This is a genomic window from Pseudomonas sp. DTU_2021_1001937_2_SI_NGA_ILE_001, from assembly GCF_032463525.1.
GTDB lineage: Bacteria > Pseudomonadota > Gammaproteobacteria > Pseudomonadales > Pseudomonadaceae > Aquipseudomonas.
Genome location: NZ_CP135971.1, coordinates 4,026,631 through 4,053,628, shown reverse-complemented (window position 1 = coordinate 4,053,628; position 26,998 = coordinate 4,026,631). Strand labels below are relative to the sequence as shown.

Here is a 26,998-nt window from a genome sequence, read left to right as displayed (position 1 = left end):
TCACGCCTGGGGCCGCTGCTGACCGGCAGCGGCCCTGGCAACCTCAACTGCCCGGCGTGCCGTGAGCTTCTTCGAAAAAGTAATCCTTCCAGCTGCTCGCCTTGTTCTTCAGCACACCCAGCTCATGCAGTTTCTCGGCATAGATGAAGGTGCGTTGCGGGGTAATGGTGAAGTCGATCTCCGGGTCGGCGACGATCTTCTCTACCAGCGACAACGGCAGTTTGGACTGCTCGACGCGGATGTAGGTCTGCGCCGCTGCCGGCTTGTCGGCCTTGATGATCTGCTCGGCCTCGGCCAGCGCGTCATAGAACGCCTTGTAGGTCTTGGGGTTCTGGTCGTGGAATTTCTGCGTGGTGTAAAGCACGTTGAAAGTCGCCTGGCCGCCGAGCACGTCGTAGGAACTGAGCACCTTGTGCACTTTGGGGTTCTCCAGCGCCTGGTACTGGAACGGCGGGCTGGAGAAGTGCGAGTTGATCTCCGAACCACCCGCGATCAGCGCAGCCGTGGCATCCGGGTGGGCCAGGCTCACCGAGATGTTGTCGAACTTCTTGTAGTTGTCGTTCCCGAACAGCTTGGCGGTCTCGATCTGCAGGGTTCGCGACTGGAAGCCCACCCCTGCCGCCGGTACGGCGATGCGGTCCTTGTCGGTGAAGTCCTTGATGCTCTTCACGTTGGGGTTGTTGGTCAGCAGGTAGTTGGGCATCGAGCCCAGCGAGGCGATGGCCTTGACGTTCTGCTTGCCCTTGGTGCGGTCCCAGATGGTCAGCATCGGCGGCACACCGGCCGACACCACGTCCAGCGCGCCGGCCAGCAGCCCCTCGTTCATGGCCGTGGCGCCGGATACGCTGGTCCAGTCCACCTCGATATCCAGGCCCTGCTGCTTGCCGTGCTTCTCGATCAGCTTCTGGTCGCGCACCACATCGAGAATCAGATAGCCGATGCCGAACTGCTGGGCGATGCTGATCTTGCCTTCGGCCTGGGCCGTGCCGCTGAGCAGGCCGCCCAGCAGGAAAGTCGCCGCCAGGCCGGTGAGTACCGGGCGCTTGAAAGTCTTGCTCATGAAAGTGCTCTCTTCTAAGGGTTGGCGATGGGCAGGATCAACGCTGCATGCCCCAGCGCTTGACGGTCAGTTTTTCAATGTTGGCGAACAGCAGGTTCTCCACCAGCAGGCCGATGAGAATCACCGCCGCCAGGCCGGCGAATACCTTGTCGGTGTACAGCTCGTTGCGGTTCTGGAAGATGTACCAGCCCAGGCCGCCCTTGCCGGAAGACGCACCGAACACCAGCTCGGCGGCGATCAGGGTGCGCCAGGCGAAGGCCCAGCCGATCTTCAGGCCCGCCAGGATCGACGGCAGCGCCGCCGGAATCAGGATGTGCCAGACGAAGCGCAGGCCCTTGAGCCCGTAGTTGCGCCCGGCCATGCGCTGGGTCTCGGACACGCCGAGAAAACCTGCATAGGTGTTGAGCGCCAGGGCCCAGAGCACCGAGTGCACCAGCACGAAGATCAGGCTGTTCTGGCCCAGGCCGAACCACAGCAGCGCCAGGGGCAGCAGGGCGATGGCCGGCAGCGGGTTGAACATCGCGGTCAGGGTACTGAGCAGGTCGCGACCCAGCTGGGTGGACACCGCCAGGGTGGTCAGGGCGAAGGCCAGCACGATACCGATCAGGTAGCCCTGCACCAGCACGGTCAGGGAAATCCACACCTTGCCCGGCAGCTCACCACTGAGCAGTCCGTCATAGAACGCCTGGGCAGTCTGCAGAAAACCCGGTAGCAGCAGGTCGTTGCCCTGGAGGCGTGCGACCACCTCCCAGAGCACGGCCAGCACGACCATGATCAGGCTCTTGCGTACCCAGCCCAGTTGCCAGATGCGCCGGGCCAGGGGAATGTCACGGGCCAGTTCGCTCTGCACGAAAGGCTCGAGCGCGACTTCATATTCTTCGCGACGCGGCGAAGATGCATGGGGAGAAATGCTCATGGTTCGGATCTCTGCGGGCAGGGCCGACACGGCCCGCCGATGAATGCTCAATACGCGATGCGTATGTCCTGGAAGCCCAGCTCACGCTCGGCCTGGCCGTCGCCGCCGGGTTCATCGAACAGCAGGCGGTGGATGCGCTGCGCGGTGTGCTGGAAGCCCACACCGCCCAGGCTCTGCAGGTCGTACTGATGGCTGTTGATTTCGGCCCGCACGCGGCCGGGGTGCGGTGACAGCAGCAGGATGCGATTGCCGACCACCAGGGCTTCCTCGATGGAGTGGGTGACGAACAGCAGGGTGAAACGCACCTCCTCCCACAGCTCCAGCAACTCTTCCTGCATCTTGCGCCGAGTCAGCGCATCCAGCGCCGCGAAGGGCTCGTCCATCAGCAGGATCTTCGGCTGCATGGCCAGGGCGCGGGCGATGGCCACACGCGCTTTCATGCCGCCCGACAGCGTGTGCGGGTAGGCCTCGGCGAAGCCGCTCAAACCGACCTTGTCGAGGTAGTACCGGGCGCGCTCCAGCGCTTCGGGGCGCTTGAGGGTGCGTGAGGCCAGCAGCGGGAACATGACGTTCTCGATCACCGTCTTCCACGGCGGCAACTGGTCGAACTCCTGGAACACCACGATACGGTCCGGACCGGGTTCGCTGACCGGCTGGCCCGCCAGGCGGATCTGCCCTTCGCTGGGGCGGATGAACCCCGCCACCGCCTTGAGCAACGTCGACTTGCCGCAACCTGAAGGACCGAGCAGCACGAAGCGGTCGGCCGGGTCGACCTCGAAACTGACCCGATGAGTAGCGCGTACCACGCGCTGTGGGGTGCGGTATTCCAGACTCACACCCTGCACGTGCAGCAGCGCCTCAGCGGTGGGCTGATTGGCCTGCGGCGTCGAGTGGCCCTGGCTAGCCGTGTGGCTTTGCGCGACAGCGTTCATGTCCGCTCTCCTGGATCAGTAGGGCGCAGTGCCCTGGATGGTGGTGCGGTGCAGGCGGCGGCGCAGATGAGCCGGGCAGCCAGTGGCCAGGTGGATCAGCGAGCGGTTGTCCCAGAACACCATGTCGTTGTCCTGCCATTGATGGCGGTAGACGTTCTGCGGGCGGGTGCTGTGGGCATACACCTCGGCGAGGATCTGCCGGCTCTCGTCTTCGGAAATGCCGACGATGTGAGTAGTGAAGTTCTCGCTGACGAACAACGCCTTGCGTCCGTTCTCCGGATGGGTGCGCACGATGGGGTGCGCGACTTCCACGACCTGGGCCAGTTGTTCGGCGGTGAGCGTCGGACGCCAGTTCTCGGCGTTGTGCCCGTCGCGGTAGCGGGCGGTGTAGCTGTGCACCGCCTGGCGACCTTCGACGGCCTGGCGCAGGTGCGCCGGCAAGGTGTCCCAGGCCTTGTGCATGTCGGCGAACAGCGTGTCGCCGCCTTCGCTGGGCAGCTCCTGGGCGTAGAGCATCGAGCCCAGGCTCGGCAGCTCTTTGTAGGAGAGGTCCGAGTGCCAGAACTTGCCGGCATCGCCCAGCCCGATGGGTTGGCCGTTCTCGACGATGTTGGAAACGATGAGGATTTCCGGGTGGCCGGGCAGCAGGAACTGCTTGAGCACGTGGATCTGCAGCACGCCGAAGCGCCGGCTGAATTCGATCTGCTGTGCGGGGGTGATGTGCTGGTCGCGGAACACCACCAGGTGGTGATCCAGATGCGCCTTGTGAACACGCGCGAAGTCGCTGTCGTTCAGTGGGCGGGAGAGGTCCAGGCCGAGGATTTCAGCGCCGACGTTGCCGGCCAGGGGACGCACTTCGAAAGACTGGCTGACCGGTTGCGCGGCTGAAGAAGCAAGGGAGGCTGCGGGCATGAGTACTCCGATTCACTGGGTCAGGTAGGGAATGGGAGTAACTGTATCGATATAAAAAACTAAATTTAAATACCGTTATCGAATATCTATATACACATCCTTTGCGCCGCCAGAAGCAGCTTCAGCCGCGATTAGCCGTCAATTCACAATCAGAACGCTGGCAGTACCGCGCCGTCGTACTTCTTGTTGATGAAGTCCTTCACTTGCTGGCTGGTCAGTGCCTTGGACAGCTTCTGGATGGCATCGCTGTTGGCGTTGTCCTGGCGGGTGACCAGGTAGTTCACGTAAGGCGAGTCGGCGCCTTCGAGAATCAGCGCATCCTTCTTCGGATTGAGCTTGGCTTCCAGCGCGTAGTTGGTGTTGATCATGTCCAGATCGACCTGATCCAGCACACGCGGCAGTACCGCCGACTCCAGCTCACGGAATTTCAGCTTCTTGGGGTTGGTGGCGATGTCCTTGGGGGTGGACAGGGCGTTGGTCGGATCCTTCAGGGTGATCAGGCCGCCTTTCTGCAGCAGCAGCAAGGCACGCCCGGCATTGCTGCCCTCGTTGGGAATGGCCACGGTGGCGCCTTCAGGCAACTCGGCCAGGCTCTTGTACTTCTTCGAGTAGCCACCGAACGGCTCGACATGCACGCCTACGCCAGTGGTCAGGGTTGCGCCCTTGCCCTTGTTGAAGCCATCCAGGTAAGGCTTGGTCTGGAAGTAGTTGGCGTCCAGGCGCTTCTCGTTGAGCTGCACGTTGGGCTGCACGTAGTCGGTGAAGACCTTGATCTCCAGGTCGACCCCTTCCTTGGCCAGGGTCGGCTTGATCAGCTCGAGGATCTCGGCGTGCGGTACGGGCGTCGCGCCGACCACCAGTTTTTCACCCGCCTGTGCCAGGCCGGCCGAGAAGGCAACGGCCAGTGCGGCCATCAGGAATGTCTTTTTCATGCATGCCCCTTAGAAATGCTTTTATCGGTATTGGCGGTCCGGCCGGAATCGGCCGGACGTGAACGGACAGTAGCGGGATTTTTTATTCCCATAAAATACTTTTTATTCAGCTGCTTATCACCTTTGTAGATATGCCCGGGTGTCAGCCGCCGCTCATAGAAAAAGACGCCACTGCCTGTCACGGCCAGCGGCGTCAAAACCTTCAGCTCTCAGAACAGCGACAAACGGGCCGACAGTTCGCTCAGCAAGCTCTTCAAGTGCGCCTGCTCAGCCGGGCCGCCGGCTTCCAGCAGCACCGCCGCCTGGCGACGGATTTCGGCCAGTGGGTCCGGCGCGGCAGGCAGGTTGAGGTGCTCGGGCAGGATCTCGTCGCCACCATTGAGCAGCAGGGCGAAGTGAATGACGTTCTCCAGCTCGCGGGTATTGCCTGGCCAGGGGTGGGCCAGCAGTAGCTGCTGGGCGGCCAGGCTGAGCAAGGGCAGCGGCAGCCCCAGGCGTTGGCTGTAGATACCGATGAAATACTCGGCCAACGGCAGGATATTGCCTGGCTGCTCACGCAGTGCCGGCAGGTCGAGGCGGCCATCGCTCAGGTACTGGAACAGCCGCTCGTGGAAGCGCCCGGCCGCCACTGCCTGGCTCAGGTCGATACTGGTGGCGGCCACCAGCCGCACGTCCACCGGGCTGGCTTGCTGCGCGCCCACACGGGTGACCTCGCGGTTTTCCAGCGCCGCGAGCAGTTTGGCCTGTACAGCCAGAGGCAGGTCACCGATCTCGTCGAGGTACAGCGTGCCGCCGTTGGCCGAGCCGAACCAGCCGGCACGGCTGCTGGCCGAAACACCGTGGGCGCCCGGCGCGTGGCCGAACAGCTCGGCCTCGGCATAGGTGGGGCTCAGGGCGCCACAGTTCACCGACACGAACAGCCCGCCCCGGTCACTGCCGCGATGGATGTGGCGGGCCAGCAGCTCCTTGCCGGTGCCGGTTTCGCCACGGATCAGGATCGGCAGCGGCCCGGCGGCCAGCCGTTCCATGTCGGCGCGTAGCTGGCGCGAGCGGGGGTCGATGAACACCAGCGCCTTGGCACGAATGCTCAGCGGGCTTTTTTCGGCATCGGGAAAGGTCAGGAACTGACCAGGGGAATCGTGAACACTCATGAAGAACTCCCGCCAGCACTCAGGGCACCGGCGTTACGCGAAGCGACCGCCAGGCGGTGTGAAAATCAAGGGCTCAGGCACGCCGCCGGGCCTGCTGCTCCAGGCGGTTCTGCAGCCGGTACAGGTAGGCGAAGCCTTGTTCCCAACGGGTGTGGCCGGATTTGACGTTGATGTGCCCGGCCTGGTTGAGCAGGCCCAGCTCGGCGCCCCAGTCGCTGGCCATCTGCATGGCGCGCCGGGTACTCACTGCAGGGTCGTTGTCGGAGCTGACCACCTGCGCGGGGAATGGCAGCAGGTCAGTGGGAATCGGTGCGAAGTTGCGCAAGGCCGGCGGGCAACCCGGACGCTCCACGTCGGCGGGTGCGACCAGCAGCGCGCCGTGGACCTGACGCAGCGACTCCAGCGGCGCCAGGCGCGCCCAGTGGGCAACAGTGATGCAGCCCAGGCTATGGGCGATCAGGATTACCGGCGAGTCTTCGGCGGCCACCGCACGCTGCAGCTCGCCGACCCAGTCCGCGCAGCGCGGGTGATGCCAGTCGGCCTGCCGCACCCGCTCACTGTTGGGCAGGCTGTTCTGCCAGTGCGTCTGCCAGTGCTCGTCGGGCGAGCCCTGCCAGCCTGGCACGATCAGGTAACGGATGGGTGCGTTGTGCATGGGGTCGCCTCCTGAAGGCCTGTATCCATGCCGCGAGTATAGGGAGGCCGAAACTACACAAGAAGGAATAAGAAGATATTTGCTAATTCAATTTAGAAATAAAAGGTGCCTGACTCCTGTGTGACGGTATCCATTCAGTCCGATGAACTTGCAAATATCCAGACGGGTTCCATGCTCTGAATAACCTGGCAACGGATCTGCCTGGATCGCCGTTCGGCGACGCCTCTTTCCTCCAGCCGACAGGAAGTAGCCCGCGCATGCCAGAGCCAAGCAGTCTCGCCAGTTGGACCCGCGCCCTGCGCAAGCAACTCGACGCCCTGGGGCTGGACAGCGCAGCGCTGTGCAACGCCGCTGGCATAGACCCGCTCGCCCCGCTGCCAGAGCCAGCGCACGCGACCCTGCGCCTGTGGCAACTGGCGGTGCAGGCCAGTGGCGACCCGGCTCTGGGGCTGCGGGTGTCGCGTTTCGTCAGCCCCACGCGCTTCCACGCCCTGGGTTACACCCTGGTGGCCAGTGAGTCGTTGCGCGAAGTGTTCGAGCGCATCGTGCGCTATCAGCCACAAAGTCGCGACAACCTGCGCCTGAGCCTGGACAAGACCGCTGAGCACTATGAATTCCGCTTCAACCCGCCGGCAGATTGTCCGGCACCGGCGGCAGAGATCTTCGATGCCTTCGCGGCCATCTACGTACGCACCTGCCGCAACCGCCTGGGGCGGGCTTATGCGCCACTGGCGGTGCACTTGCAGCGAAGTGCGCCTGTCGACCCCCAGCCCTGGCAGGAGCTGTTTCGCGCGCCGCTGTATTTCAGCGCGTCCGACAACCGCTTGCTGTTCGCCTGCGGCGACTTCGACAGCCACCTGGAGGATGGCGCCACGCAAGCCGCCGAGGCCGCCACCGGCCTGATCTGGGAGCCTCGGGTACGCGGCGTCATCGAAACCCAGTTGCCCGAGGGCGAACCCAGTGCCGAAAGCGTCGCCCAAGCCCTGGGCCTGAGCCTGCGCAGCCTGCAACGCCATCTGGCCGACGAAGGCTGCCGCTACGACCTGCTGCTCAACCAGTGTCGGGAAAACCTCGCCCTGTTGCACATCTGCGACGCCCAGCTGTCACTCAACGAGGTGGCCTGTCTGCTGGGCTTCAGCGACCTGGAGGGCTTCAGCCGGGCCTTCAAGCGCTGGACCGGACTGACTCCGCAGCAATACCGGCTGGGGCTGCTGAACCCTTGAAGGGCCCGCTCAGCCAACGGCCCGGGCGCGCAGATGGTTGGCCACCTTGCGCAGGCGCGCGACGTCGAATACCTCCACCTGCTCGCTTCCCAGGCGGATGATCTTGCGTTGATGCAGGTCCTCCAGCACTTGCCGTAACGCCGGGCGTGGCAGATTCACTGTCGGGCAGGCCTCGATGGCCTCGAAATCGATCAGCCGCCGGGCATTGTTCAGCAGGCCATAGCCCTCACTGAGCAACAGCAGGCGCCAGGCGACCCGCGCCCGTTCGGGCAACGTTTGCAGACGCTCCGGACGCAGCAAGGGCAGGCCCAGCTTGAGGCTCAGCAGGGCGGCGAAGAAGCGCAGGTACTCGGGATGCTGGCCGAACAGCTCATGCAGGAACGCCTGGGGCACCTGGAGAAAGATGCTTTGCCCGATGGAGTGGACGTTATGGGTGCGCGGCAGGCCGTCGAACAGGGACACCTCGCCGAACCAGTACGGCAGGCGGGCGCGCTCGCGCGGCGAGGTCAGCCGCTGGTCCTCCACGGCGCCCATGCGCACCGCGCCTTCGAGCAGCAGATACAGCCCGCAAGGCGCATCGCCCTTGGCGAACAGCCGCTTGCCGGGCGTGACCCTGCGCTGCACCGCGGCCCCGATCAGCGCGTCCTGCAAACCCGCAGGCAAACGGGCGAACCAGTCCTCGGCCATGAGGTGCGAGCGCCAAAGTATTCCATTTGTCATTTCTGCTTCCTTGTTTCCTGAGCGGGCGCTGAGCGAACCGACTAAGGTGAACGGACGCGGTCCACGCCACAGGCAGGAATCATAATGAAAACCCTGGTCGATCATCTCAGCCAATACGCCGCTTATCACCGAGACTCACGCAATATCGTGACTCACTTCTTCGGCATCCCAATGATCGTACTGGCCGTGACGATTCTTCTGTCGCGGCCCGGCATATCGGCCTACAGCCTATGGCTGGCCCCCGCCACGCTGGTGGCCGGCGCCAGCATGCTGTTCTATCTGCGCCTGGACCGCAGGCTGGGTATCTTGATGAGCGCGCTGTTGCTGCTGTGCCTGTGGGTGGGCGCCGCGCTGGCCCGGCAGAGCACCGGCACCTGGCTGGGCTGGGGTGTGGGGCTGTTCGTGGTGGGCTGGATCATCCAGTTCGTCGGGCACTACTACGAGGGTCGCAAACCCGCCTTCATCGACGACGTGTCCGGGCTGATCATCGGTCCGTTGTTCGTGGTGGCGGAAATGGCCTTTCTGCTGGGCCTGTGCAAGCCGTTACAGCACGCCATCGAAGCACGTGCCGGCACCGTGCGCCGCAACAGCAGCCTGCGCAGGGCCTGACGGCAACCCCGGCGGCTGGCGGTAAACGCGGGCAGAAGCCTCAGGGAAACGGGTCGTTCCCCCGGCGCCGGAACCAGCCGGTGAGCGAAAGCCGGTCACGGCTGGCCGGCAGCACTTCGTGGGGCACGTCACCCGAGAGGAACACCGCCAGGCAGCCGCCCGCTGGCTGTACGTCATGGGACACGTCGTCCTTCAGGTACATGCGCAACTGCCCGCCCTGCTCCGGGAGCCAGTCGGCATTGAGATACAGCACGGCAGAAACCATGCGCCGGTCGTCATCGCGAAAACGGTCCACATGCCGTTTGTAGAACGCACCGGGCGGGTAGAACGCGAAATGGCTCTCGAAGTCTTCCAGCCCCATGAACAGGTCACGGTTCAGCGCCACGCGCAGGCTGTCCATCACGTTCAGGTACTGGTCGCAGAACACCGACTGGCCGGGCTCCAGCCACTGGATACGATCACCACGAATCCCTTCGCGTACCTCCTGCGCCGGCCCGCGCCCGACACTGGCAGGTTCGAGGTCACCGGCAGCCGCACGCCGACGGCACTCGGCCGCCAGGTCGCGGGTCAGCGCGTCGGGCAGAAAAATATCCTGTTGCGACCAGCCACGGGCGGCCAGGTCGTCAACGATACGCTGCAACGAAAGGTGATCGATGGGTGTTTGCATGGCGTGCATAGTAGCCATAACCCCGGCAATCCAATAGAGGGCGGCGCACAAGTTGTTCGCGCATCGGGATTTACTTGATCCGGCTCAGGCGCAACTCGACAAACGCCGGTAAACGCACCGAGAATAGCGGCCTGCCGACAGGAGTCCCGAATGCGTCGTTTGTGTGTGTTGCTGTTGATGTTATGCGCGTTGCCCGCCTGGGCAGACGCCTACGACCAGTTGTACAAGGCTGCCGGCTGGCCGCAGCAGCGGGCGCACTTCAACGACGCGCTGAAAGCGGCGCAACAGCGCTACAGCAACAACCTGCCGCCGGCGGTGTTCCAGGCGCTGGTCAACAACAGCAACCAGCGTTTCGCCCCTCAGGCCGTGGACCAGCGTGCTGCGCAGCGGCTGCGCGAGAGCCTCAAGGATCCGGCCCCCGCATTGCGCTTCTTCCAGTCGCCGCTGGGCCGCAAGATCGTCAACGCCGAACTGACCGCCACCCGTGCCGACCAGTTGGCCAAGCACGCCCAGGGCCTGCCGGTGATGCAGGCCGACGACAGCCGCCAGTTGCTCATCGGCCACCTGGCCCAGGCCCTGCCCGCTCGCCAGGCCGGAGCAGAGGTCAGCCTGGCGCTGGCCGGCGTCGCCGCCGACAGCCTCAGCCAGATGATTCCCGGCCTGAACCTCGGCGGCCAGGCCCAGGGGGTGGTGGAAAGCCAGCGTGAGCGGCTGATGGCGCAGATTGGCGCCGACCTCAACAACACCCTGCTGTACGTCTACCGCGACCTTTCCGACCCGGAGCTGGAAGAGTTCTCCAGCTTCGCCGAGTCACCCGAAGGCCGCGCCTACTACCAGGCCGCCCTGGCCGCCATCAAGGCCGGTCTGGCGGTCGGCCAGAGCAACGCCAGCCTGGCGCCCTGAGCACCTGCAACCTGACCTCGGTCGATAGCGGCTTTAGCCGCGAAAGAGCAAGGAAATCACTGCATCTGCTGCGAACATGCGGTCGCTTCGCGGCTGAAGCCGCTCCTACCCGGCCGCAAAGCGCTTAATCGAACGTTAGGCTAAAGCCGCAGGGCTTATGGCGCTGGCGGCTGGAAACGCTGGTTGAGGAATTCGAAATACCGGGCGCGCAGTTCCGGAATCTCGTTGGCCAGGTGATGCCGGGCCTCACGCAGCATGAAGATTTCCGGCTGGCGAAACTTGTCGTTGAGTATCGTCAGGTTGTGGCTCCAGTCCACGGTCATGTCCGACTCGCCCTGCACGATCAGCGGCCGCCGCTCGCTGCGCGGAGCCTTTTCGATGTGCACGATCCAGCGCGCCAGGGCGCCGACCCAGGCGGTGGGCAGGCGGCGGGGCTGCAGGGGGTCGGCCAGGAGAAACGGCAGGAATGCCGGCGCATTGGAGTTCTCCGTGAAGCGCCGGGCAATGCCGGTAACGAAGGGCCGCAACAGGTAATAACTGGCCTTGGACCAGCCCCAGGCACGCGGCCGCACCAGCGGCGAGAGCAGTACCACCTGACCCTGCGCCGGGCTGTCGCTGCCGCGATGCAGCAGGTGGTCGACCACGATGGCGCCACCGGTGCTTTGCCCGCACAGGTGCCAGGGCTGCGGCAACGCCAGCGCCTCGGCTTCGGCCAGCAGGCGCTGCAGCACGGTCTGGTACTCGGCGAAGTCACCGATACTGGCCCGCGCGCCACTGGATAATCCGTGCCCCGGCAGGTCACAGGACAGCACCGCGAAGCCCTGGCCCAGCGCCCATTCGATCACGTGCCGGTACAGGCCCATATGGTCGTAGAAGCCATGCATGAGGATCAGCGTCGCCCGCGCATCGGCGGGCAACCACACCTGGCCGACCACCTGGTAACCGTCCACATCCATCCGCCCCAGCCAACTGCGCACCGGGGTCTCGCCGCCCAGGGCATCGAGGCCGTAGAAGCGCTGGTAGGTCAGCCCGGTCGGGGACAGCGCGTCGCTGGCATGCAAGGGATGCAGGCTGGCACGCAGCCGATCGGGGTCGAAGGTTTCGCTCATGATGGATCCGCAGGCCAAGGGTATGCGCAGATATTCATGCCTGTGCGGCATGCTGGCAAGCCATGCGGCAGCGCGGTAGCCTGCGCCACTGCCCGCCTCACTTCAGGAAAGCCGCATGAAACGCCGCCTGACCGTCCTTGCCACCACCATCGCCCTGCTCGCCGCCGCAGCCGCCGCGTGGTACATCCATGGCAAGCAGCCGCAACGCGACGGCGAGTTGGCGCTTGCCGGGCTGCAGGCGCCGGTGACAGTGCGCTATGACCTGCGCGGTGTGCCGCACATCCAGGCGGCCAACGAAGCGGACCTGTACCGCGCCCTGGGCTATGTCCAGGCCCAGGACCGGCTGTTCCAGATGGAAATGCTCCGCCGCCTGGCGCGCGGCGAACTGGCCGAGGTACTGGGCCCCAGGCTGCTCGACACCGACCGGCTGTTCCGTACCCTGCGTATTGCCGAGCATGCCGACGCCTATGTAGCCCGGCAGGACCGCAGCACACCCACCTGGCAGGCGCTGGAGGCTTACCTGGACGGCGTCAACCAGTACCAGGCCAGCCGCCCGGCACCGATGGAGTTCGACCTGCTGGGCATTCCCAAGCGGCCCTTCAGCGCCGCCGATACCCTGAGCATCGGTGGCTACCTGGCCTACAGCTTCGCCGCAGCGTTTCGCACCGAACCGCTGCTCACCTACGTGCGCGATGAACTGGGCGCCGACTACCTGAAGGTCTTCGACCTGGGCTGGCACGCCGAGGGCATGCTGGGTAAACGGCCAGCCCTGGCGCAGGCCGACTGGCAGGGCCTCGGCACGCTGGCCAGGCTCAGCCACCAGGCGCTGCAGGACGCCGGCCTGCCGCAATTCGAAGGCAGCAACGCCTGGGCCATCGCCGGCAGCCGTACGCGTAGCGGCAAGCCCCTGCTGGCGGGCGACCCGCACATTCGCTTCTCGGTCCCGGCGGTCTGGTACGAAGCGCAGCTGTCTGCGCCGGGCTTCGAACTCTACGGCCACTACCAGGCCCTGAACCCCTTCGCCTTCCTTGGTCATAACCGCGCCTTCGGCTGGAGCCTGACCATGTTCCAGAACGACGACCTGGACCTGGTGGCCGAGAAGACCAACCCCACCAATCCCGAGCAGGTGTGGTATCGCGGTGCCTGGGTCGACCTGCAGCGCAGCGAACAGCAGATCAAGGTAAAGGGCCAGGCGCCGGTGACCCTCACCCTGCGTCGCTCGCCCCACGGGCCGATCGTCAACGATGCCCTGGGCCAGAACGCCGGCCAGACCCCGATCGCCATGTGGTGGTCGTTCCTGGAAGCGGACAACCCGGTGCTCGACGGCTTCTACCTGGCCAACCGCGCCGATACCCTGGCCAAGATGCGCACGGCGGCCAGCAAGATCCAGGCGCCCGGGCTGAACATCGTCTGGGCCAACGCCCAGGGTGACATCGGCTGGTGGGCGGCCGGGCAACTGCCGATCCGCCCGGCCGGGGTGAACCCCACGTTCATTCTCGACGGCGCCAGCGGTGCGGCGGAAAAGCCCGGCTTCCAGCCGTTCAGCGCCAACCCGCAGGAAGAGAACCCGGCACGCGGCTATGTGCTGTCGGCCAACTTCCAGCCCGTGTCGCCAGCCGGCATCGAGATTCCCGGTTACTACAACCCACCGGAGCGCGGCCAGCAGCTCGACCGCCAGTTGAGCGACAACAGCCTGAGATGGGACCTGCCGTCCACCCGGCAACTGCAACTGGGCACCCGCACCGACTACGGCCCGAGCATCCTGCGACCGCTGCTGGCCGACCTGCGCGCAGCCGCTGCCTCGGACGACGAGCGGGCCATGGTCGAGCAACTGGCGACCTGGCCGGGCGACTACCCGCTGGACTCCGTACCTGCCACGCTGTTCAACCAGTTCCTCTACGAGCTGGCCAATAAGGCGTTCAAGGACGAACTGGGCGACGCGCTGTTCGACACCCTGCTGTCCACACGGGTTTTCGACTCAGCCATGCCACGCCTGGCCGCCAGCGCCGACTCACCCTGGTGGGACGACCGCCGCACCCCAGGCCTGGAAACACGCGCCGATATCGTCAAGGCCGCCTGGCGCGCCAGCCTCGACCACTTGCAGGGCCTGCACGGCAAGGACCCGCGCCAGTGGCAGTGGGGCCAGGCACACACCCTCACCCACGCCCACCCGCTGGGCGCGCAGAAGCCGCTGGACTGGCTGCTCAACGTCGGTCCCTTCCCCGCTCCCGGCAGCCACGAAGTCCCCAACAACCTGTCCGCCCGTACCGGCCCGGCACCCTGGCCAGTCAACTACGGCCCCTCCACACGACGCATCATCGACTTCGCCGACCCGGAGCACAGCCTGGGCATCAACCCCGTCGGCCAGAGCGGCGTGCCCTTCGACCGCCATTACGCGGACCAGGCGCAGGGTTATGTTCGCGGTGATTACGTACCGCAGTGGTTGAGCGAGGGAGATGTGGAGAAGCATGCGGAGGGGGTGTTGAGGTTGGTGCCGGCACATTAAAGGTGGAGGCTGCCCACGGTCAGTGCATGAACCAGAAGCCGTGTGCCAATGCTCACCGGAAAATCAGTATCCATACGGCAGAAACCACGAGCCAAAGAAATCCGCCGTAAGCGCAAAAGACATGGATCAGCGCAATGACGCGCAGAGTCGGCGGTAAAGCCTCGACTTCGACGTTATTCAACCCGCCGATAATCAACTTTCTCTTTAGCGCCATAAGCTGCATACCGATATCCAACAACCACACGTCGCGCCATGCTGAAGACAGGTATCCAGCCCGGTCTGGCGCAAGTCGTTCAGTTCGATCCGGTCTCTTCGAACAAACCAATGCTGGAATCTGAAAACGCCTGACATAGGCTTTCAAAGCAGCACTGACGAACATCAGCAAAAACCCGCCACCCAGAAGTAGCAATTTCAGCGCGGCAGGCAGCGCTTGGGTATCGCCTATCAAAGAGCTCTCCATAGATGAAATCACCAGCTTGCTCGGTAACGTCTGCCCCAACAAGAGAGCCTCCCAAGGCTCTCACGCCGTTCAGTAGCGACCGGTGCGCATTACGGCTAACCGCCTAACCACTCAACCAATGCAGCCCAAGGGCAATAACCGCACTGGCAACCCCCACCCATATGAAGAGGATATTGGCCCGTGCCGCCCATCTGAGGCGGGAAGAGAGTGTATGAAAATCAAAAACGTCAGGGTCAATGCCTCCGACCTTACGACCTTTAAACCACAACGACCGCCCCATCAAGATAAAGAGCATTGAGCGCCAGCCTGCTCCAGAACCATCAATAGTCAAATCAAGCCCAACTTTTGAGGGATGGTCCTCTCTAACCGCACCCATCAGGCTGTTCAAGTGGTAATGGCAAGCGTAGATCGTCAACCCTGTGGAAATCAAAATTGCTGCCAACACTAGAGAAATCGAAACCAGAAATACGATACCACTGCCACCGAGCCCACCTTCCTGCGCACTCAGTTGCTGCCACTGGATGAAAGCCCAAACACCCATCAGGTACATGAGGCCGCCATACAATGAAACGGTGTAGAAAATTGCCAGCCACCTGAAATGACGCGGAAAGGCTGCAATCTCCTCGGGATCCAGAACTCCGCTGCGGACATTGCTACGTGCAAAAATCAGCGCCCATCCAATGTCGGACAAGAGCTTGATCTTGAAAAACCTGCCAGTGAAGATCCAGTGCTGCAGGTAAACACGAGAGAAAAGCGAGCTTTTTTTCAGATGACTCAACATATCCAAAAGACAATATCGCCGTACATAGAGTTCGACGACAACGCCTGCAGCTATCACCAGCCATGGGATCACCAAAGCGATCAACAACATTCAGACTGTATCCCCTTGTTTGTACAAATTATCCCCACACAGCGGGCCTCGTAATCGGGCCACCTTGTAAATGAAGCTTAGGTCCATAAACCAAAGCCCCTCACTCCACAACCGTCTCGTACAGTAACTCTCCCGCCCACTCTCCCCCCGCGCTACCAAGCTTTGTACCCATGAAAGCACCGACACCAATCACTAAGCCTCCACACAGAACACCCGCTGTACCGCCCGTAGCTACACCAATAGCCACGCACATGCGCATTGCGTACTGGCCCGATAAAGCGGCTGCTTTATACCCGCTATAGCTCGCCCCCAAGAACTTACCTCCCTCAACAAACATAGCGTTTTTGCAGCCTTGCTCGTCACCTGCCATACAGACCTCCTTGATGGCCATCGCGCCTGAAACTCCACCAATGCCAATCGCTATAAAACCACCCGTTTTCATCCAGCGCGCGGCTTTACTGATCGCTCCTACATGCTGGGCATAGCCCGGAATCGCCCCAGGTCCTCCGGCTTTCTTCCAATTTGGCTGAACGAGCGCAGGGCTGTGCCCGGCATGTCGTCGAACAGCTCACGGTACAGCTCGGCGGGGGTCATGCTGCGCGGCAGGATGTAGAACCCGGGTTCCTCATCGGCTACGGGTTCAGGCTGGAGGCGTTCGCGGGGTGCAGGCTTTTCGAAGCTGGGCGCAGGCGCTGGCGTCGGATCGGGCTGGGCCAGGCGATGGGCATCGGGGATGACCAGTGGCAACGGCATGACTCGCGGGCCGCCATTGGGCAGTTTGGTGTATTGCGGGGAGTCGGGTTCGGCCATCGATCACTTCCTTGTCGAGGAAGTGCAGCCTAGCAAGGGAAAAACGCGGGTTTTCAGGACTACATGAAAATTGGACTCGGCCTACGAGCATCGCGACTGAAACCGCTCCCCTGGACTGCCAATGGCAACCCCGGTAGGGCGGCTTCAGCCGCGAATGGCCGTCAGGCCCTGGCCGGCTGCTGCAGGCTCAGGCTTTCGTCGATGGCTTGCTGAATCGCCTTACGGCGGCGCTCTTCGGCCTGGCGGGTGAAGTACCAGACCATGAAGGTCGCCAGCGACACCGCCAGCAGGATCAGGCTGGCCACGGCATTGATTTCCGGCTTCACGCCCAGGCGCACCGCGGAAAAGACTTCCATCGGCAGGGTGGTCGAGCCTGGACCGGACACGAAGCTGGCCAGTACCAGGTCGTCCAGCGACAGGGCGAAGGACATCATGCCGCCGGCTGCCAGCGACGGCGCGATCATCGGGATGGTGATCAGGAAGAACACCTTCCACGGTCGCGCGCCGAGGTCCATGGCGGCCTCTTCGATGGACAGGTCCAGCTCACGCAGGCGCGCCGAAACCACCACGGCCACGTAGGCGGTACAGAAGGTCGTGTGGGCGATCCAGATGGTCACCAGGCCGCGCTCCTGCGGCCAGCCGATCAGCTGCGCCATGGCCACGAACAGCAACAGCAGCGACAGGCCGGTGATCACTTCGGGCATCACCAGCGGCGCGGTGACCAGGCCACCGAACGCGGTGCGGCCGCGAAAGCGCGAGATGCGCGTCAGCACGAAGGCCGCCATGGTGCCCAGCGCCACCGCCGCAATGGCGGTGTAGAAGGCCACTTCCAGCGAGCGCATCACCGAGCCCATCAGTTGGGTGTTGTCCAGCAGGCCCACGTACCATTTCACCGACCAGCCGCCCCATACGGTCACCAGGCGCGACTCGTTGAACGAGTAGATCACCAGGATCAGCATGGGCAGATAGATGAACAACAGCCCCAGCACCAGCATCAGGTTGGAGAACTTGAAGCCTCTCATGCCTTGCCCTCCAGTTCCTTGGCCTGGCTGCGGTTGAACAGAATGATGGGCACGATCAGCACCAGCAGCATGATGACCGCCAGTGCCGAAGCCACCGGCCAGTCGCGGTTATTGAAGAATTCTTGCCACAGCACCTTGCCGATCATCAGGGTTTCCGGACCGCCGAGCAGCTCGGGAATGACGAACTCGCCCACTACCGGAATGAACACCAGCATGCAGCCGGCGATGATGCCGTTCTTCGACAGCGGCACGGTGATCTTCCAGAAGCTGTTGAAGGTGCTCGACCCCAGGTCGGAGGCGGCCTCGAGCAGGCTCGGGTCGTGCTTCACCAGGTTGGCGTAGAGCGGCAGGATCATGAATGGCAGGTAGGAATAGACCACGCCGATATACACCGCCAGGTTGGTGTTGAGAATCTGCAGGGGTTCGTCGATCACTCCCAGCCAGAGCAGGAAGCCGTTGAGCAGGCCGTTGTTGCCGAGGATGCCCATCCACGCGTACACGCGGATCAGGATCGCAGTCCAGGTCGGCATCATGATCAGCAGCAGCAGCACGGTCTGCACGTCCTTGCGCGCATTGGCGATGCCGTAGGCCATGGGGTAGCCGATCAGCAGGCACAACAGGGTGCTGAAGAAGGCGACCTTCAGCGAGCCCAGGTAGGCTGCCAGGTACAGCTCGTCGTCGGCCAGCATGCCGTAGTTGGCCAGGTTGAGGATCAACTGCAGCTTGTCTTCGGCGTAGCTGAAGATCTCGGTGTAAGGCGGGATCGCCACGTCGGCCTCGGCGAAGCTGATCTTCAGCACGATCAGGAACGGCAGGGCGAAGAACAGGAACAGCCACAGGAAGGGCGCACCGATGACCATCTGCCGCCCGTTGGGGACCAGTCGCTTGATCTTGCGCAGGCTCATGACCGCAGTACCACGCCGCTGTCGTCTTCCCACCACACGTAGACTTCGTCACCCCAGGTGGGGCGGTCGCCCTGGCGCTCGGCATTGGCTACGAAGGACTGCACGCGCTTGCCACCCGGCAGCTCGATGTGGAACACCGAATGGCCACCCAGGTAGGCGATGTCATGCACCTTGCCGGTCGACCAGTTGTATTCGGTAGTCGGCCGCTGGGTAGTGACCAGCACCTTCTCGGGCCGCAGGGCGTAGGTCACGCTCTTGTCTTCCACCGAGGTGCTGACGCCGTGGCCGACGTAGATCGGCCGCTCCAGCTCCGGGGCGCGGATCAGGGCGTAGCCTTCCATGTCCTCGACCACCTCGCCGTCGAACAGGTTGACGCTGCCGATGAACTCGCACACCAGGCGGCTGGTCGGGGTCTCGTAGACATCCACCGGGGTGCCGATCTGGGCGATCCAGCCCTGGTGCATGATGGCGATGCGCGCGGCCATGGTCATGGCCTCTTCCTGGTCGTGGGTCACCATCACGCAGGTCACGCCGACGCGTTCGATGATCTCCACCAGTTCCAGCTGCATCTGCGAGCGCAGTTTCTTGTCCAGTGCGCCCATCGGCTCGTCGAGCAGCAGCAGCTTGGGCTTCTTGGCCAGCGAGCGGGCCAGGGCCACGCGCTGACGCTGGCCACCGGAGAGCTGGTGCGGCTTGCGCTTGGCGTACTGGGTCATGTGCACCAGCTTGAGCATCTCGGCCACGCGAGCGTCGATCTCGGCCTTGGGCAGCTTGTCCTGCTTGAGGCCGAAGGCGATGTTGTCGGCCACGCTCATGTGCGGGAACAGCGCGTAGGACTGGAACATCATGTTGATCGGCCGCTCGTAGGGCGGCAGGTCGGTGATGTCGACGCCATCGAGGTAGATGCGCCCTTCGGTGGGCCGCTCGAAGCCGGCCAGCATGCGCAGCAGGGTGGATTTGCCCGAACCGGAGCCGCCCAACAGGGCGAAGATCTCGCCCTTGTTGATCTGCAGGGACACGTCGTCCACCGCCACGGTCTCATCGAACTTCTTGGTGACCCTGTCGACCCTGACCAGTACCTCTTTGGGCTTCCTGCCGCTTTCGAGGGGATTGTTTAAGGCGCCGGAGGCAACTGCCATGGGTGAAAACTCCCAACATTGATGCGGCCTGGCCCCCTTGGGCCAGGCACGGGTTCTTTACTTGCCGGACTTGACCTTGGTCCAGCTGCGGGTCATCAGGCGCTGCACCTTCGGTGGCAGCTCGCTATTCACGTACAGACGTTCCTGCACGTCTTTGGGCGGATACACCGCCGGGCTGTTGCGAATTTTGGGGTCCATGAACTCGTCGGCCTTGGTGTTCGGGTTGGCATAGCCGACCTGATCACTGACCTTGGCGATCACCTGCGGATCCAGCATGTAGTTGATGAACGCACTGGCCGCTTTCAGATTCTTGGAGTCTGCGGGAATCGCCAGCATGTCGAACCACAGGTTCCCGCCTTCCTTGGGAATGCTGTAGGCAATCTTGACGCCCTTGCCGGCTTCCTCGGCACGGTCGCGAGCCTGGAAAACGTCGCCAGAGAAGCCGGCGGCCACGCAGATATTGCCGTTGGCCAGGTCGGAGATGTACTTGGACGAATGGAAGTAGGTCACGTAGGGCCGGATCTGCAGGAGTTTTTCCTCGGCCTTCTTGTAGTCGGCTTCGTTGGTGCTGTTGGGGTCCAGCCCCAGGTAGTTGAGCACTGCGGGGATCATCTCGTCGGCCGAGTCGAGGAAGGCGACGCCGCAACTGGAGAGTTTCTTGATGTTTTCAGGTTCGAAAAGCACCGACCAGGAATCGATCTTGTCGACGCCCAGTACTTCCTTGACCTTGTCGACGTTATAGCCGATGCCGTTGGTGCCCCACAGGTAAGGCACCGCGTACTGGTTGCCCGGGTCGTTCTTTTCCAGGCGCTTGAGCAGTACGGGGTCGAGGTTCTGGTAATTGGGCAGCAGCGACTTGTCGAGCTTCTGGAACGCGCCCGCCTTGATCTGCTTGCCGAGAAAATGGTTGCTGGGCACGACGACGTCATAACCGGTACGCCCGGCCAGCAGCTTGCCTTCGAGGGTTTCGTTGGAATCGAACACATCGTAGACCGGCTTGATGCCGGTGGCCGCCTGGAAGTCCGCCAGGGTGGTCTCGCCGATGTAGTCAGACCAGTTGTAGATGCGCACGGAGGATTCGGCCTGAGCGCCGAGGGCCAGGGTCAAACCGGCACAGGCCAGTACGGCCTTGAACAGTGTGGAAGTAGACAAAGCATCAGTCCTTTTTTGCAGTGGGCCTGCCCTTCGGGAAGGGTGCGGAGATCTCCGTAGAAAAAAACCGGCGCGCAACTTACCTGCTATGCGTTCATCCAGCAAAAGATTTCGATAAGTATCGGTCACATTTCGCAATGCCCGGTCCCACCCGGCGCGTTGCGAAAAGGTCTGCCGGATGCTGCGCGGCCGGTTGGCCCCGCAGCATCCATGCTCTACATGACCGTTTTATTTCCCGGACTTGATCTTGGTCCAGCTGCGGGTCAGCAGGCGTTGGGTCGCGGCTGGCAGGTCGGAAATGGCATACAGCTTGGCCTTCACATCCGCCGGTGGGTAGATGCTCGGGTCGCCAGAGATGTCCTTGTCGACCAGTGGCGTGGCCGCCTGGTTGCCGTTCGGGAAGCGCACGGCGTTGGTGATCTCGGCCATCACTTCAGGCTGCAGCAGGAAGTTCATGAACTTGTAGGCTGCTTCGACGTTCTCGGCGTCCTTCGGAATCGCGACCATGTCGTAGAAGCTGCCAGCACCTTCCTTCGGAATGGTGTAGGAAACCTTGACCTTGTCGCCGGCATCGTGGGCACGCGCCTTGGCCTGCTCCATGTCGCCGGAATAACCGACGGCGACGCAGATGTTGCCGTTGGCCAGGTCAGAGATGTACTTGGACGAGTGGAAGTAGGTGATCGAAGGACGAATCTTGAGGTATAGGTCCTCGGCCGCGGCCAGCTGCTTCTTGTCTTCGGTATTGGTCGGGTAACCCAGGTAGTGCAGGGCCACCGGGATCATTTCGGTCGGCGAGTCGAGGAAGCTCACGCCGCAGCTCTTGAGCTTGGCGATGTTCTCGGGCTTGAGCAGTACGTCCCAGGAGTCGATCTTGTCGACGCCCAGTGCAGCCTTGACCTTCTCGGGGTTATAGCCGATGCCGATGCTGCCCCACATGTAGGGGAACGCGTGCTTGTTGCCTGGGTCGCTGGCATTACCCACGGCCTTGAGCAGGTCGGGGTCGAGGTTTTTCCAGTTCGGCAGCTTGGACTTGTCCAGCTCCTGGTAGACACCCGCCTTGATCTGTTTGGCCAGGAAGTTGTTGCTGGGCACGACGATGTCGTAGCCGGATTTGCCGGCCAGCAGCTTGGCTTCCAGGGTCTCGTTGCTGTCGAACACATCGTAGACCACCTTGATGCCCGACTCTTTTTCGAACTTGGCCACGGTGTCTGGCGCGATGTAGTCGGACCAGTTGTAGACGTGCAGCACTTTATCGTCCGCTTGCGCGGTCGCGGTCATCATGCCCGCCATGGACAAGGCGAGGAGGGTCTTGCCGAATTTTTTCATGCGTACAGCTCCAGGTTGTCGTTGTTAAGCAGCCATTGGCCACTGTGCTGGTAGTCTGGCAAGTTACCGGGCGGGCTTACAAGCTGACCGGGGCTTTCAGGCCACATACAGTCGCAATTTCATCTTCGATGGGAGCAAATGCGCTCCCACCTCCCCCCAATTGCGCAATCAGTGCTGCAGTTCGGCCAGGGTCAGGTCCAGGCACTGCCGTGCCTTTTCCACCAGCTCGTCGATCTGCGCAAGGCTGATCACCAGCGGCGGCGAAATGATCATGGTATCGCCCACCGCACGCATGATCAGGCCGTTCTCGAAGCAGAAGGTTCGGCAAATCATGCCTGCCGCCTTGCCGGTATAACGCTCCCGGGTGGCCTTGTCACGAACCAGCTCGATGGCGCCCAGCATCCCGACCCCGCGCACTTCACCCACCAGCGGGTGGTCGCTCAGTTCACGCAGGCGTTTCTGCAAATACGGTGCCGTTTGCGCCTTGACCCGCTCGACGATGCCTTCCTCACGCAGGATGCGGATGTTTTCCAGCCCCACCGCCGCCGCCACCGGATGGCCGGAATAGGTGAAGCCATGGTTGAAGTCGCCGCCCTCGTTGAGCACCGCGACGATTTCGTCGCGTACCACCAGGCCGCCCATCGGCACGTAGCCGGAGGTCAGGCCCTTGGCGATGGTCATCATGTCCGGCTTGAGGCCGTAGTAGTCGCTGCCGAACCATTCGCCGGTACGCCCGAAGCCGCAGATCACTTCGTCGGCGACGAACAGGATGTCGTAACGCGCGAGGATTTCCTTGATGCGCGGCCAGTAGCTGTCCGGCGGCACGATCACCCCGCCGGCGCCCTGGATCGGCTCGGCAATGAAGGCCGCGACGTTCTCTTCGCCCAGTTCGAGAATCTTCTTCTCCAGCTGGTCGGCGGCCCAGACACCGAACTCGTCAGGGCTCATGTTGCCGCCCTCGCCGAACCAGTACGGCTGCGCAATGTGCTCCACGCCCGGAATCGGCAGGTCGCCCTGCTCGTGCATGTAGGTCATGCCGCCCAGGCTGGCGCCGGCCACGGTGGAGCCGTGGTAGCCGTTGACGCGGCTGATGATGGTCTTCTTGTTCGGCTTACCCTTGATCGCCCAGTAATGGCGCACCATGCGCAGCATGGTGTCATTGCCTTCGGAACCGGAACCGGTGAAGAACACGTGGTTCATGCCTGCTGGCGCCAACTGGCCAATGGCACGGGCCAGTTCGAGGGCTGGCGGGTGAGCGGTCTGGAAGAACAGGTTGTAGTACGGCAGCTCGCGCATTTGCCGGCTGGCAGCCTCGACCAGTTCTTCGCGGCCATAGCCCACCGCGACGCACCACAGCCCGGCCATGCCATCAAGAATCTGCTGCCCCTCGCTGTCCCACAGGTAGACGCCCTCGGCCCGCGTGATGATGCGCGGACCTTTCTCCTTCAACTGCTTGTAGTCGCTGAATGGGGCCAGGTGATGTTGATGGCTGAGGTTCTGCCATTCGAGGGTTTGCGGATTCTTGACGCTCATTGGAACACTCCTTTGGGCCGGCCCTTCTCACGGTGCCGTGCCTTGCCTGTTCGGGCGCCCTGGCGGGGCGCCCGACAACACGTTTGGCGACCGAAATCGCGCTTCAGGAGGGCGGTGATCAGACCGAGAACAGCAGGAACTCGCGCTCCCACGAACTGATCACGCGTTTGAAATTCTCGTGCTCGGCGCGCTTGACCGCGACATAGCCCACGATGAACTTCTTGCCCAGGTATTTCTCGATGGTCTTGCTGTTTTCGAGGCGCTCCAGGGCGTCCTCGATGGTCAGCGGCAGGCGCAGGTTGCGGCGTTCATAACCACGCCCCTGCACCGGCGCACTGGGGTTGATGCCTTCGACCATGCCGATGAAGCCACACAGCAGGCTCGCGGCGATGGCCAGGTAAGGGTTGGCGTCAGCGCCCGGCAGGCGGTTCTCGACCCGGCGGTTCTGCGGCCCGGCGTCCGGCACGCGCAGGCCCACGGTGCGGTTCTCCTCGCCCCACTCGACGTTCACCGGTGCCGAAGTGTCGGGCAGGAAGCGGCGGAACGAGTTGACGTTGGGCGCGAACAGCGGCAGCGTCTCGGGGATGTACTTCTGCAGGCCGCCGACGTGCTGCAGGAACAGCGTGCTCATGCTGCCGTCTTCGTTGGCGAAGATGTTCTTGCCGGTCTGGATGTCGATGATGCTCTGGTGCAGGTGCATGGCGCTGCCAGGCTCGCCGGTCATGGGCTTGGCCATGAAGGTGGCGGCCACATTGTGCTTGAGCGCCGCCTCGCGCATGGTGCGCTTGAACACCACGATCTGGTCGGCCAGCGACAGGGCATCGCCATGACGGAAGTTGATTTCCATCTGCGCCGTGCCGTCTTCATGGATCAGCGTGTCGAGATCCAGGTTCTGCAGTTCGCACCAGTCGTAGACGTCTTCGAACAGCGGGTCGAATTCGTTGGCAGCCTCGATGGAAAACGACTGACGACCGGTTTCCGGACGCCCGGAACGGCCGACCGGCGGCTGCAAGGGGTAGTCGGGGTCGTCACTGCGCTTGGTCAGGTAGAACTCCATCTCCGGCGCGACGATCGGCTGCCAGCCCTGGTCGGCGTAGAGCTTGAGCACCTTCTTGAGCACGTTGCGCGGCGACAGCTCGATGGGGTTGCCCTGTTTGTCGTAGGTGTCGTGGATCACCTGCGCGGTGGGCTCGATGGCCCAGGGCACCAGGTAGACGGCGTTGGGATCGGGGCGGCAGATCATGTCGATATCCGCCGGGTCCAGCAGTTCGTAATAGATCTCGTCTTCGACGTAGTCGCCGGTCACGGTCTGCAGCAGAACGCTTTCCGGCAGGCGCATGCCCTTTTCGGCGATGAACTTGTTGGTCGGCGAGATCTTGCCGCGAGTGATGCCGGTCAGGTCCGACATCATGCATTCGACTTCGGTGATCTTGTGCTCTTTCAACCAATCGGTGAGCTGGTCGAGGTTGGTACTCATAAAGGCCTCAGGCTTGACGGGGTCCTGACCGCAGTCAGGCGCATTTGCGACGATTCGACATCCGATGATGCAGGATGCGCCAGGCAAGTGCAGCTTTGATGAACACGAACAGAGGCTGACGCAACCGAAATGCGGCTGCCGGGTCGAAAGCACGGAGAGCAATACCGAAGGGGCGCAAACGGCGGGGTGCCAGTGACGCCACTATAGTGATAGGGTTCGACAGACGCCTTGCGCCTGGTTCGAGCGTCACGGCCAGACCTGGCGGCCGGTGCGCGCGGCGTGCCGATGTCCATGGATGACGGTGTGAACATCGATTCCCCCGGTATTTTTGCTGTTATGGGTGATGACCGAGCTTAGCCTCGTTCAATTTTTTTCACAACGCCCGCATGAACATCGAACACGACGTCTTTCACCTAGGGCGACGACATGCCAGGCGCTGTCGAAAAATGCCCCGATAAGCAGCATAAACGGGCGTTTTGCGCCATTCACGGGCACGCCTGGGTTCTATTGACTTCATCCTGGCTTTCGGATTGACTGAAACCCGCAAGACTCGATGATTGATATTTTTAACAACAAAGGTGTTGCATCATGTCGGTACCCCCGCGTGCCGTTCAGCTCAACGAAGCGAACGCGTTCCTTAAGGAACATCCTGAGGTCCTGTACGTCGACCTTCTGATCGCAGATATGAATGGCGTGGTGCGTGGCAAGCGAATCGAACGCACCGCCCTGCACAAGGTTTACGAGAAAGGCATCAACCTGCCGGCGTCCCTGTTCGCCCTCGACATCAACGGTTCCACCGTGGAGAGCACGGGCCTGGGCCTGGATATCGGCGATGCCGACCGGACCTGCTTCCCGATTCCCAATACCCTGTCCAACGAGCCCTGGCAGAAGCGCCCCACCGCGCAGCTGCTGATGACCATGCACGAGCATGATGGCGCGCCGTTCTTCGCCGACCCGCGCGAAGTGCTGCGCCAGGTGGTCAGCCGCTTCGACGAACTGGGCCTGACCGTGTGCGCCGCCTTCGAGCTGGAGTTCTACCTGATCGACCAGGAGAACGTGAACGGCCGTCCGCAACCACCCCGCTCGCCGATTTCCGGCAAGCGCCCGCACTCCACCCAGGTGTACCTGATCGACGACCTCGACGAGTACGTCGACTGCCTGCAGGACATTCTCGAAGGCGCCAAGGAGCAGGGCATTCCGGCCGACGCCATCGTCAAGGAAAGCGCCCCGGCACAGTTCGAGGTCAACCTGCACCACGTCGCCGACCCGCTCAAGGCCTGCGACTACGCCTTGCTGCTCAAGCGCCTGATCAAGAACATCGCCTACGACCACGAGATGGACTCGACCTTCATGGCCAAGCCCTACCCTGGCCAGGCAGGCAACGGGCTGCATGTGCACATCTCGCTGCTCGACCGTGACGGCAAGAACATTTTCACCAGTGAGGATCCCGAGCAGAACGCCGCATTGCGTCACGCGGTCGGCGGTGTGCTCGAGACCCTGCCGGCACAGATGGCGTTCCTGTGCCCGAACGTCAACTCGTACCGCCGTTTTGGCGCGCAGTTCTACGTGCCCAACTCTCCGACCTGGGGCCTGGACAACCGCACCGTGGCGGTGCGCGTGCCAACCGGCACGGCCGATGCCGTGCGCATCGAACACCGCGTAGCCGGCGCCGACGCCAACCCCTACCTGCTGATGGCCTCAGTCCTGGCCGGGGTGCACCACGGCCTGACCAACAAGATCGAACCAGGCGCACCGGTAGAGGGCAACTCCTACGAGCAATTCGAACAGAGCCTGCCGAACAACTTGCGCGACGCCCTGCGCACCCTGGACGATAGCGAGATCATGGCCAAGTACATCGATCCGAAGTACATCGATATCTTCGTGGCCTGCAAGGAAAGTGAACTGGAAGAGTTCGAACATTCGATCTCGGACCTGGAGTACAACTGGTACTTGCATACGGTGTGAAGTACCGGCGCGGGCACCACACCTGCATAAGGTGTGGTGCCTC

The 26,998-nt window shown here is 62.9% G+C and carries 25 protein-coding genes; 5 read left to right on the top strand and 20 right to left on the bottom strand.

The features are described 5' to 3' along the window. Positions 1 to 43 precede the first annotated feature (43 nt). The 7 genes from RRX38_RS17620 to RRX38_RS17590 form a co-directional block, all read right to left on the bottom strand. Positions 44 to 1,060, bottom strand: coding sequence for an ABC transporter substrate-binding protein (locus tag RRX38_RS17620; RefSeq protein ID WP_315960092.1), 1,017 nt, complete (start codon positions 1,058 to 1,060; stop codon positions 44 to 46). 37 nt (positions 1,061 to 1,097) lie between these two features. Then, positions 1,098 to 1,976, bottom strand: a complete 879-nt coding sequence (locus RRX38_RS17615; protein ID WP_315960090.1) for an ABC transporter permease — start codon at positions 1,974 to 1,976, stop codon at positions 1,098 to 1,100. A gap of 47 nt (positions 1,977 to 2,023) precedes the next feature. Continuing rightward, positions 2,024 to 2,908 carry an ABC transporter ATP-binding protein gene (locus RRX38_RS17610; RefSeq protein ID WP_295473481.1) on the bottom strand — a complete coding sequence of 295 codons (885 nt, stop codon included), beginning with the start codon at positions 2,906 to 2,908 and terminating at the stop codon, positions 2,024 to 2,026. Between the two features lie 15 nt (positions 2,909 to 2,923). Then, positions 2,924 to 3,820, bottom strand: a complete 897-nt coding sequence (locus RRX38_RS17605; RefSeq protein WP_315960089.1) for a TauD/TfdA family dioxygenase — start codon at positions 3,818 to 3,820, stop codon at positions 2,924 to 2,926. 149 nt (positions 3,821 to 3,969) lie between these two features. Next, positions 3,970 to 4,752 carry a MetQ/NlpA family ABC transporter substrate-binding protein gene (locus tag RRX38_RS17600; RefSeq protein WP_295473475.1) on the bottom strand — a complete coding sequence of 261 codons (783 nt, stop codon included), beginning with the start codon at positions 4,750 to 4,752 and terminating at the stop codon, positions 3,970 to 3,972. A gap of 209 nt (positions 4,753 to 4,961) precedes the next feature. Next, positions 4,962 to 5,903 (bottom strand): sigma 54-interacting transcriptional regulator, encoded by a 942-nt coding sequence (locus RRX38_RS17595; RefSeq protein ID WP_315960088.1) that lies wholly within the window; start codon positions 5,901 to 5,903, stop codon positions 4,962 to 4,964. A gap of 73 nt (positions 5,904 to 5,976) precedes the next feature. Next, a complete protein-coding gene (locus RRX38_RS17590) occupies positions 5,977 to 6,558 on the bottom strand; it encodes an alpha/beta hydrolase (protein ID WP_315960087.1) in 582 nt (193 codons plus the stop codon). A 257-nt stretch (positions 6,559 to 6,815) separates the two neighbouring features. Between RRX38_RS17590 and RRX38_RS17585 the strand changes: the two genes are divergently transcribed. Then, complete coding sequence (locus RRX38_RS17585; protein ID WP_315960086.1) at positions 6,816 to 7,781, top strand: AraC family transcriptional regulator; 966 nt, start codon at positions 6,816 to 6,818, stop codon at positions 7,779 to 7,781. A 9-nt stretch (positions 7,782 to 7,790) separates the two neighbouring features. Here RRX38_RS17585 and RRX38_RS17580 read toward each other — a convergent pair whose 3' ends face one another. Next, a complete protein-coding gene (locus RRX38_RS17580) occupies positions 7,791 to 8,501 on the bottom strand; it encodes a cyclic nucleotide-binding domain-containing protein (protein WP_315960085.1) in 711 nt (236 codons plus the stop codon). An 84-nt stretch (positions 8,502 to 8,585) separates the two neighbouring features. Here RRX38_RS17580 and RRX38_RS17575 point away from each other — a divergent pair, with 84 nt between their 5' ends. Further along, on the top strand, positions 8,586 to 9,110 hold the full coding sequence (locus RRX38_RS17575; RefSeq protein WP_315960084.1) for a DUF962 domain-containing protein: 525 nt from the start codon (positions 8,586 to 8,588) through the stop codon (positions 9,108 to 9,110). A 40-nt stretch (positions 9,111 to 9,150) separates the two neighbouring features. Here the strand turns inward: RRX38_RS17575 and RRX38_RS17570 are convergent, their stop codons facing one another. Continuing rightward, complete coding sequence (locus RRX38_RS17570) at positions 9,151 to 9,786, bottom strand: 2OG-Fe(II) oxygenase (RefSeq protein ID WP_295473525.1); 636 nt, start codon at positions 9,784 to 9,786, stop codon at positions 9,151 to 9,153. Between the two features lie 141 nt (positions 9,787 to 9,927). Here RRX38_RS17570 and RRX38_RS17565 point away from each other — a divergent pair, with 141 nt between their 5' ends. Then, positions 9,928 to 10,680, top strand: a complete 753-nt coding sequence (locus tag RRX38_RS17565) for a DUF2059 domain-containing protein (RefSeq protein ID WP_295473458.1) — start codon at positions 9,928 to 9,930, stop codon at positions 10,678 to 10,680. A 155-nt stretch (positions 10,681 to 10,835) separates the two neighbouring features. On the opposite strand, the gene RRX38_RS17560 is transcribed toward RRX38_RS17565, so the two are convergent. Then, on the bottom strand, positions 10,836 to 11,789 hold the full coding sequence (locus RRX38_RS17560; protein ID WP_315960083.1) for an alpha/beta hydrolase: 954 nt from the start codon (positions 11,787 to 11,789) through the stop codon (positions 10,836 to 10,838). Positions 11,790 to 11,904: 115 nt separating this feature from the next. Between RRX38_RS17560 and RRX38_RS17555 the strand changes: the two genes are divergently transcribed. Further along, positions 11,905 to 14,295, top strand: a complete 2,391-nt coding sequence (locus RRX38_RS17555; RefSeq protein ID WP_315960082.1) for a penicillin acylase family protein — start codon at positions 11,905 to 11,907, stop codon at positions 14,293 to 14,295. Between the two features lie 52 nt (positions 14,296 to 14,347). Here RRX38_RS17555 and RRX38_RS17550 read toward each other — a convergent pair whose 3' ends face one another. From RRX38_RS17550 to RRX38_RS17505, 10 genes are all read right to left on the bottom strand, one after another. Continuing rightward, a complete protein-coding gene (locus RRX38_RS17550; RefSeq protein ID WP_315960081.1) occupies positions 14,348 to 14,743 on the bottom strand; it encodes a hypothetical protein in 396 nt (131 codons plus the stop codon). A 115-nt stretch (positions 14,744 to 14,858) separates the two neighbouring features. Continuing rightward, a complete protein-coding gene (locus tag RRX38_RS17545) occupies positions 14,859 to 15,626 on the bottom strand; it encodes a hypothetical protein (protein WP_315960080.1) in 768 nt (255 codons plus the stop codon). Between the two features lie 468 nt (positions 15,627 to 16,094). Beyond that, positions 16,095 to 16,436 carry a hypothetical protein gene (locus RRX38_RS17540; protein WP_315960079.1) on the bottom strand — a complete coding sequence of 114 codons (342 nt, stop codon included), beginning with the start codon at positions 16,434 to 16,436 and terminating at the stop codon, positions 16,095 to 16,097. Between the two features lie 161 nt (positions 16,437 to 16,597). Then, the gene (locus RRX38_RS17535) at positions 16,598 to 17,458 is read right to left on the bottom strand and encodes an ABC transporter permease subunit (RefSeq protein WP_315960078.1); all 861 of its coding nucleotides are present in this window, start codon (positions 17,456 to 17,458) and stop codon (positions 16,598 to 16,600) included. Next, on the bottom strand, positions 17,455 to 18,363 hold the full coding sequence (locus RRX38_RS17530) for an ABC transporter permease subunit (RefSeq protein ID WP_315960077.1): 909 nt from the start codon (positions 18,361 to 18,363) through the stop codon (positions 17,455 to 17,457). The genes RRX38_RS17535 and RRX38_RS17530 overlap by 4 nt, the downstream gene beginning before the upstream one ends. Continuing rightward, entirely contained in the window at positions 18,360 to 19,502 is a 1,143-nt protein-coding gene (gene potA, locus RRX38_RS17525) for a polyamine ABC transporter ATP-binding protein (protein ID WP_315960076.1), read from the bottom strand. Before potA ends, RRX38_RS17530 begins: the two co-directional genes overlap by 4 nt. A 57-nt stretch (positions 19,503 to 19,559) precedes the next feature. After that, positions 19,560 to 20,654 (bottom strand): polyamine ABC transporter substrate-binding protein, encoded by a 1,095-nt coding sequence (locus RRX38_RS17520; protein WP_315960075.1) that lies wholly within the window; start codon positions 20,652 to 20,654, stop codon positions 19,560 to 19,562. Positions 20,655 to 20,882: 228 nt separating this feature from the next. Continuing rightward, entirely contained in the window at positions 20,883 to 21,980 is a 1,098-nt protein-coding gene (locus RRX38_RS17515) for a polyamine ABC transporter substrate-binding protein (RefSeq protein WP_315960074.1), read from the bottom strand. A 168-nt stretch (positions 21,981 to 22,148) separates the two neighbouring features. Then, positions 22,149 to 23,513, bottom strand: coding sequence for an aspartate aminotransferase family protein (locus RRX38_RS17510; RefSeq protein ID WP_315960073.1), 1,365 nt, complete (start codon positions 23,511 to 23,513; stop codon positions 22,149 to 22,151). Between the two features lie 118 nt (positions 23,514 to 23,631). Next, the gene (locus RRX38_RS17505; RefSeq protein WP_315960072.1) at positions 23,632 to 24,990 is read right to left on the bottom strand and encodes a glutamine synthetase family protein; all 1,359 of its coding nucleotides are present in this window, start codon (positions 24,988 to 24,990) and stop codon (positions 23,632 to 23,634) included. A 588-nt stretch (positions 24,991 to 25,578) separates the two neighbouring features. On the opposite strand from RRX38_RS17505, the gene RRX38_RS17500 reads away from it, so the two are divergent. Continuing rightward, the gene (locus RRX38_RS17500) at positions 25,579 to 26,955 is read left to right on the top strand and encodes a glutamine synthetase family protein (RefSeq protein ID WP_315960071.1); all 1,377 of its coding nucleotides are present in this window, start codon (positions 25,579 to 25,581) and stop codon (positions 26,953 to 26,955) included. Positions 26,956 to 26,998: the final 43 nt, after the last annotated feature.

What these genes read in the sequence shown, in the direction of transcription:
- RRX38_RS17510 (WP_315960073.1), bottom strand. Translation starts at nt 23,513, where the DNA reads ATGAGCGTCAAGAATCCGCAAACCCTCGAATGGCAGAACCTCAGCCAT.
- RRX38_RS17545 (WP_315960080.1), bottom strand. Translation starts at nt 15,626, where the DNA reads ATGTTGTTGATCGCTTTGGTGATCCCATGGCTGGTGATAGCTGCAGGC.
- RRX38_RS17565 (WP_295473458.1), top strand. Translation starts at nt 9,928, where the DNA reads ATGCGTCGTTTGTGTGTGTTGCTGTTGATGTTATGCGCGTTGCCCGCC.
- RRX38_RS17505 (WP_315960072.1), bottom strand. Translation starts at nt 24,990, where the DNA reads ATGAGTACCAACCTCGACCAGCTCACCGATTGGTTGAAAGAGCACAAG.
- RRX38_RS17540 (WP_315960079.1), bottom strand. Translation starts at nt 16,436, where the DNA reads ATGGCCGAACCCGACTCCCCGCAATACACCAAACTGCCCAATGGCGGC.
- potA (WP_315960076.1), bottom strand. Translation starts at nt 19,502, where the DNA reads ATGGCAGTTGCCTCCGGCGCCTTAAACAATCCCCTCGAAAGCGGCAGG.
- RRX38_RS17555 (WP_315960082.1), top strand. Translation starts at nt 11,905, where the DNA reads ATGAAACGCCGCCTGACCGTCCTTGCCACCACCATCGCCCTGCTCGCC.
- RRX38_RS17515 (WP_315960074.1), bottom strand. Translation starts at nt 21,980, where the DNA reads ATGAAAAAATTCGGCAAGACCCTCCTCGCCTTGTCCATGGCGGGCATG.
- RRX38_RS17585 (WP_315960086.1), top strand. Translation starts at nt 6,816, where the DNA reads ATGCCAGAGCCAAGCAGTCTCGCCAGTTGGACCCGCGCCCTGCGCAAG.
- RRX38_RS17590 (WP_315960087.1), bottom strand. Translation starts at nt 6,558, where the DNA reads ATGCACAACGCACCCATCCGTTACCTGATCGTGCCAGGCTGGCAGGGC.
- RRX38_RS17535 (WP_315960078.1), bottom strand. Translation starts at nt 17,458, where the DNA reads ATGAGAGGCTTCAAGTTCTCCAACCTGATGCTGGTGCTGGGGCTGTTG.
- RRX38_RS17570 (WP_295473525.1), bottom strand. Translation starts at nt 9,786, where the DNA reads ATGCACGCCATGCAAACACCCATCGATCACCTTTCGTTGCAGCGTATC.
- RRX38_RS17500 (WP_315960071.1), top strand. Translation starts at nt 25,579, where the DNA reads ATGTCGGTACCCCCGCGTGCCGTTCAGCTCAACGAAGCGAACGCGTTC.
- RRX38_RS17620 (WP_315960092.1), bottom strand. Translation starts at nt 1,060, where the DNA reads ATGAGCAAGACTTTCAAGCGCCCGGTACTCACCGGCCTGGCGGCGACT.
- RRX38_RS17580 (WP_315960085.1), bottom strand. Translation starts at nt 8,501, where the DNA reads ATGACAAATGGAATACTTTGGCGCTCGCACCTCATGGCCGAGGACTGG.
- RRX38_RS17560 (WP_315960083.1), bottom strand. Translation starts at nt 11,789, where the DNA reads ATGAGCGAAACCTTCGACCCCGATCGGCTGCGTGCCAGCCTGCATCCC.
- RRX38_RS17530 (WP_315960077.1), bottom strand. Translation starts at nt 18,363, where the DNA reads ATGAGCCTGCGCAAGATCAAGCGACTGGTCCCCAACGGGCGGCAGATG.
- RRX38_RS17600 (WP_295473475.1), bottom strand. Translation starts at nt 4,752, where the DNA reads ATGAAAAAGACATTCCTGATGGCCGCACTGGCCGTTGCCTTCTCGGCC.
- RRX38_RS17595 (WP_315960088.1), bottom strand. Translation starts at nt 5,903, where the DNA reads ATGAGTGTTCACGATTCCCCTGGTCAGTTCCTGACCTTTCCCGATGCC.
- RRX38_RS17610 (WP_295473481.1), bottom strand. Translation starts at nt 2,908, where the DNA reads ATGAACGCTGTCGCGCAAAGCCACACGGCTAGCCAGGGCCACTCGACG.
- RRX38_RS17575 (WP_315960084.1), top strand. Translation starts at nt 8,586, where the DNA reads ATGAAAACCCTGGTCGATCATCTCAGCCAATACGCCGCTTATCACCGA.
- RRX38_RS17615 (WP_315960090.1), bottom strand. Translation starts at nt 1,976, where the DNA reads ATGAGCATTTCTCCCCATGCATCTTCGCCGCGTCGCGAAGAATATGAA.
- RRX38_RS17605 (WP_315960089.1), bottom strand. Translation starts at nt 3,820, where the DNA reads ATGCCCGCAGCCTCCCTTGCTTCTTCAGCCGCGCAACCGGTCAGCCAG.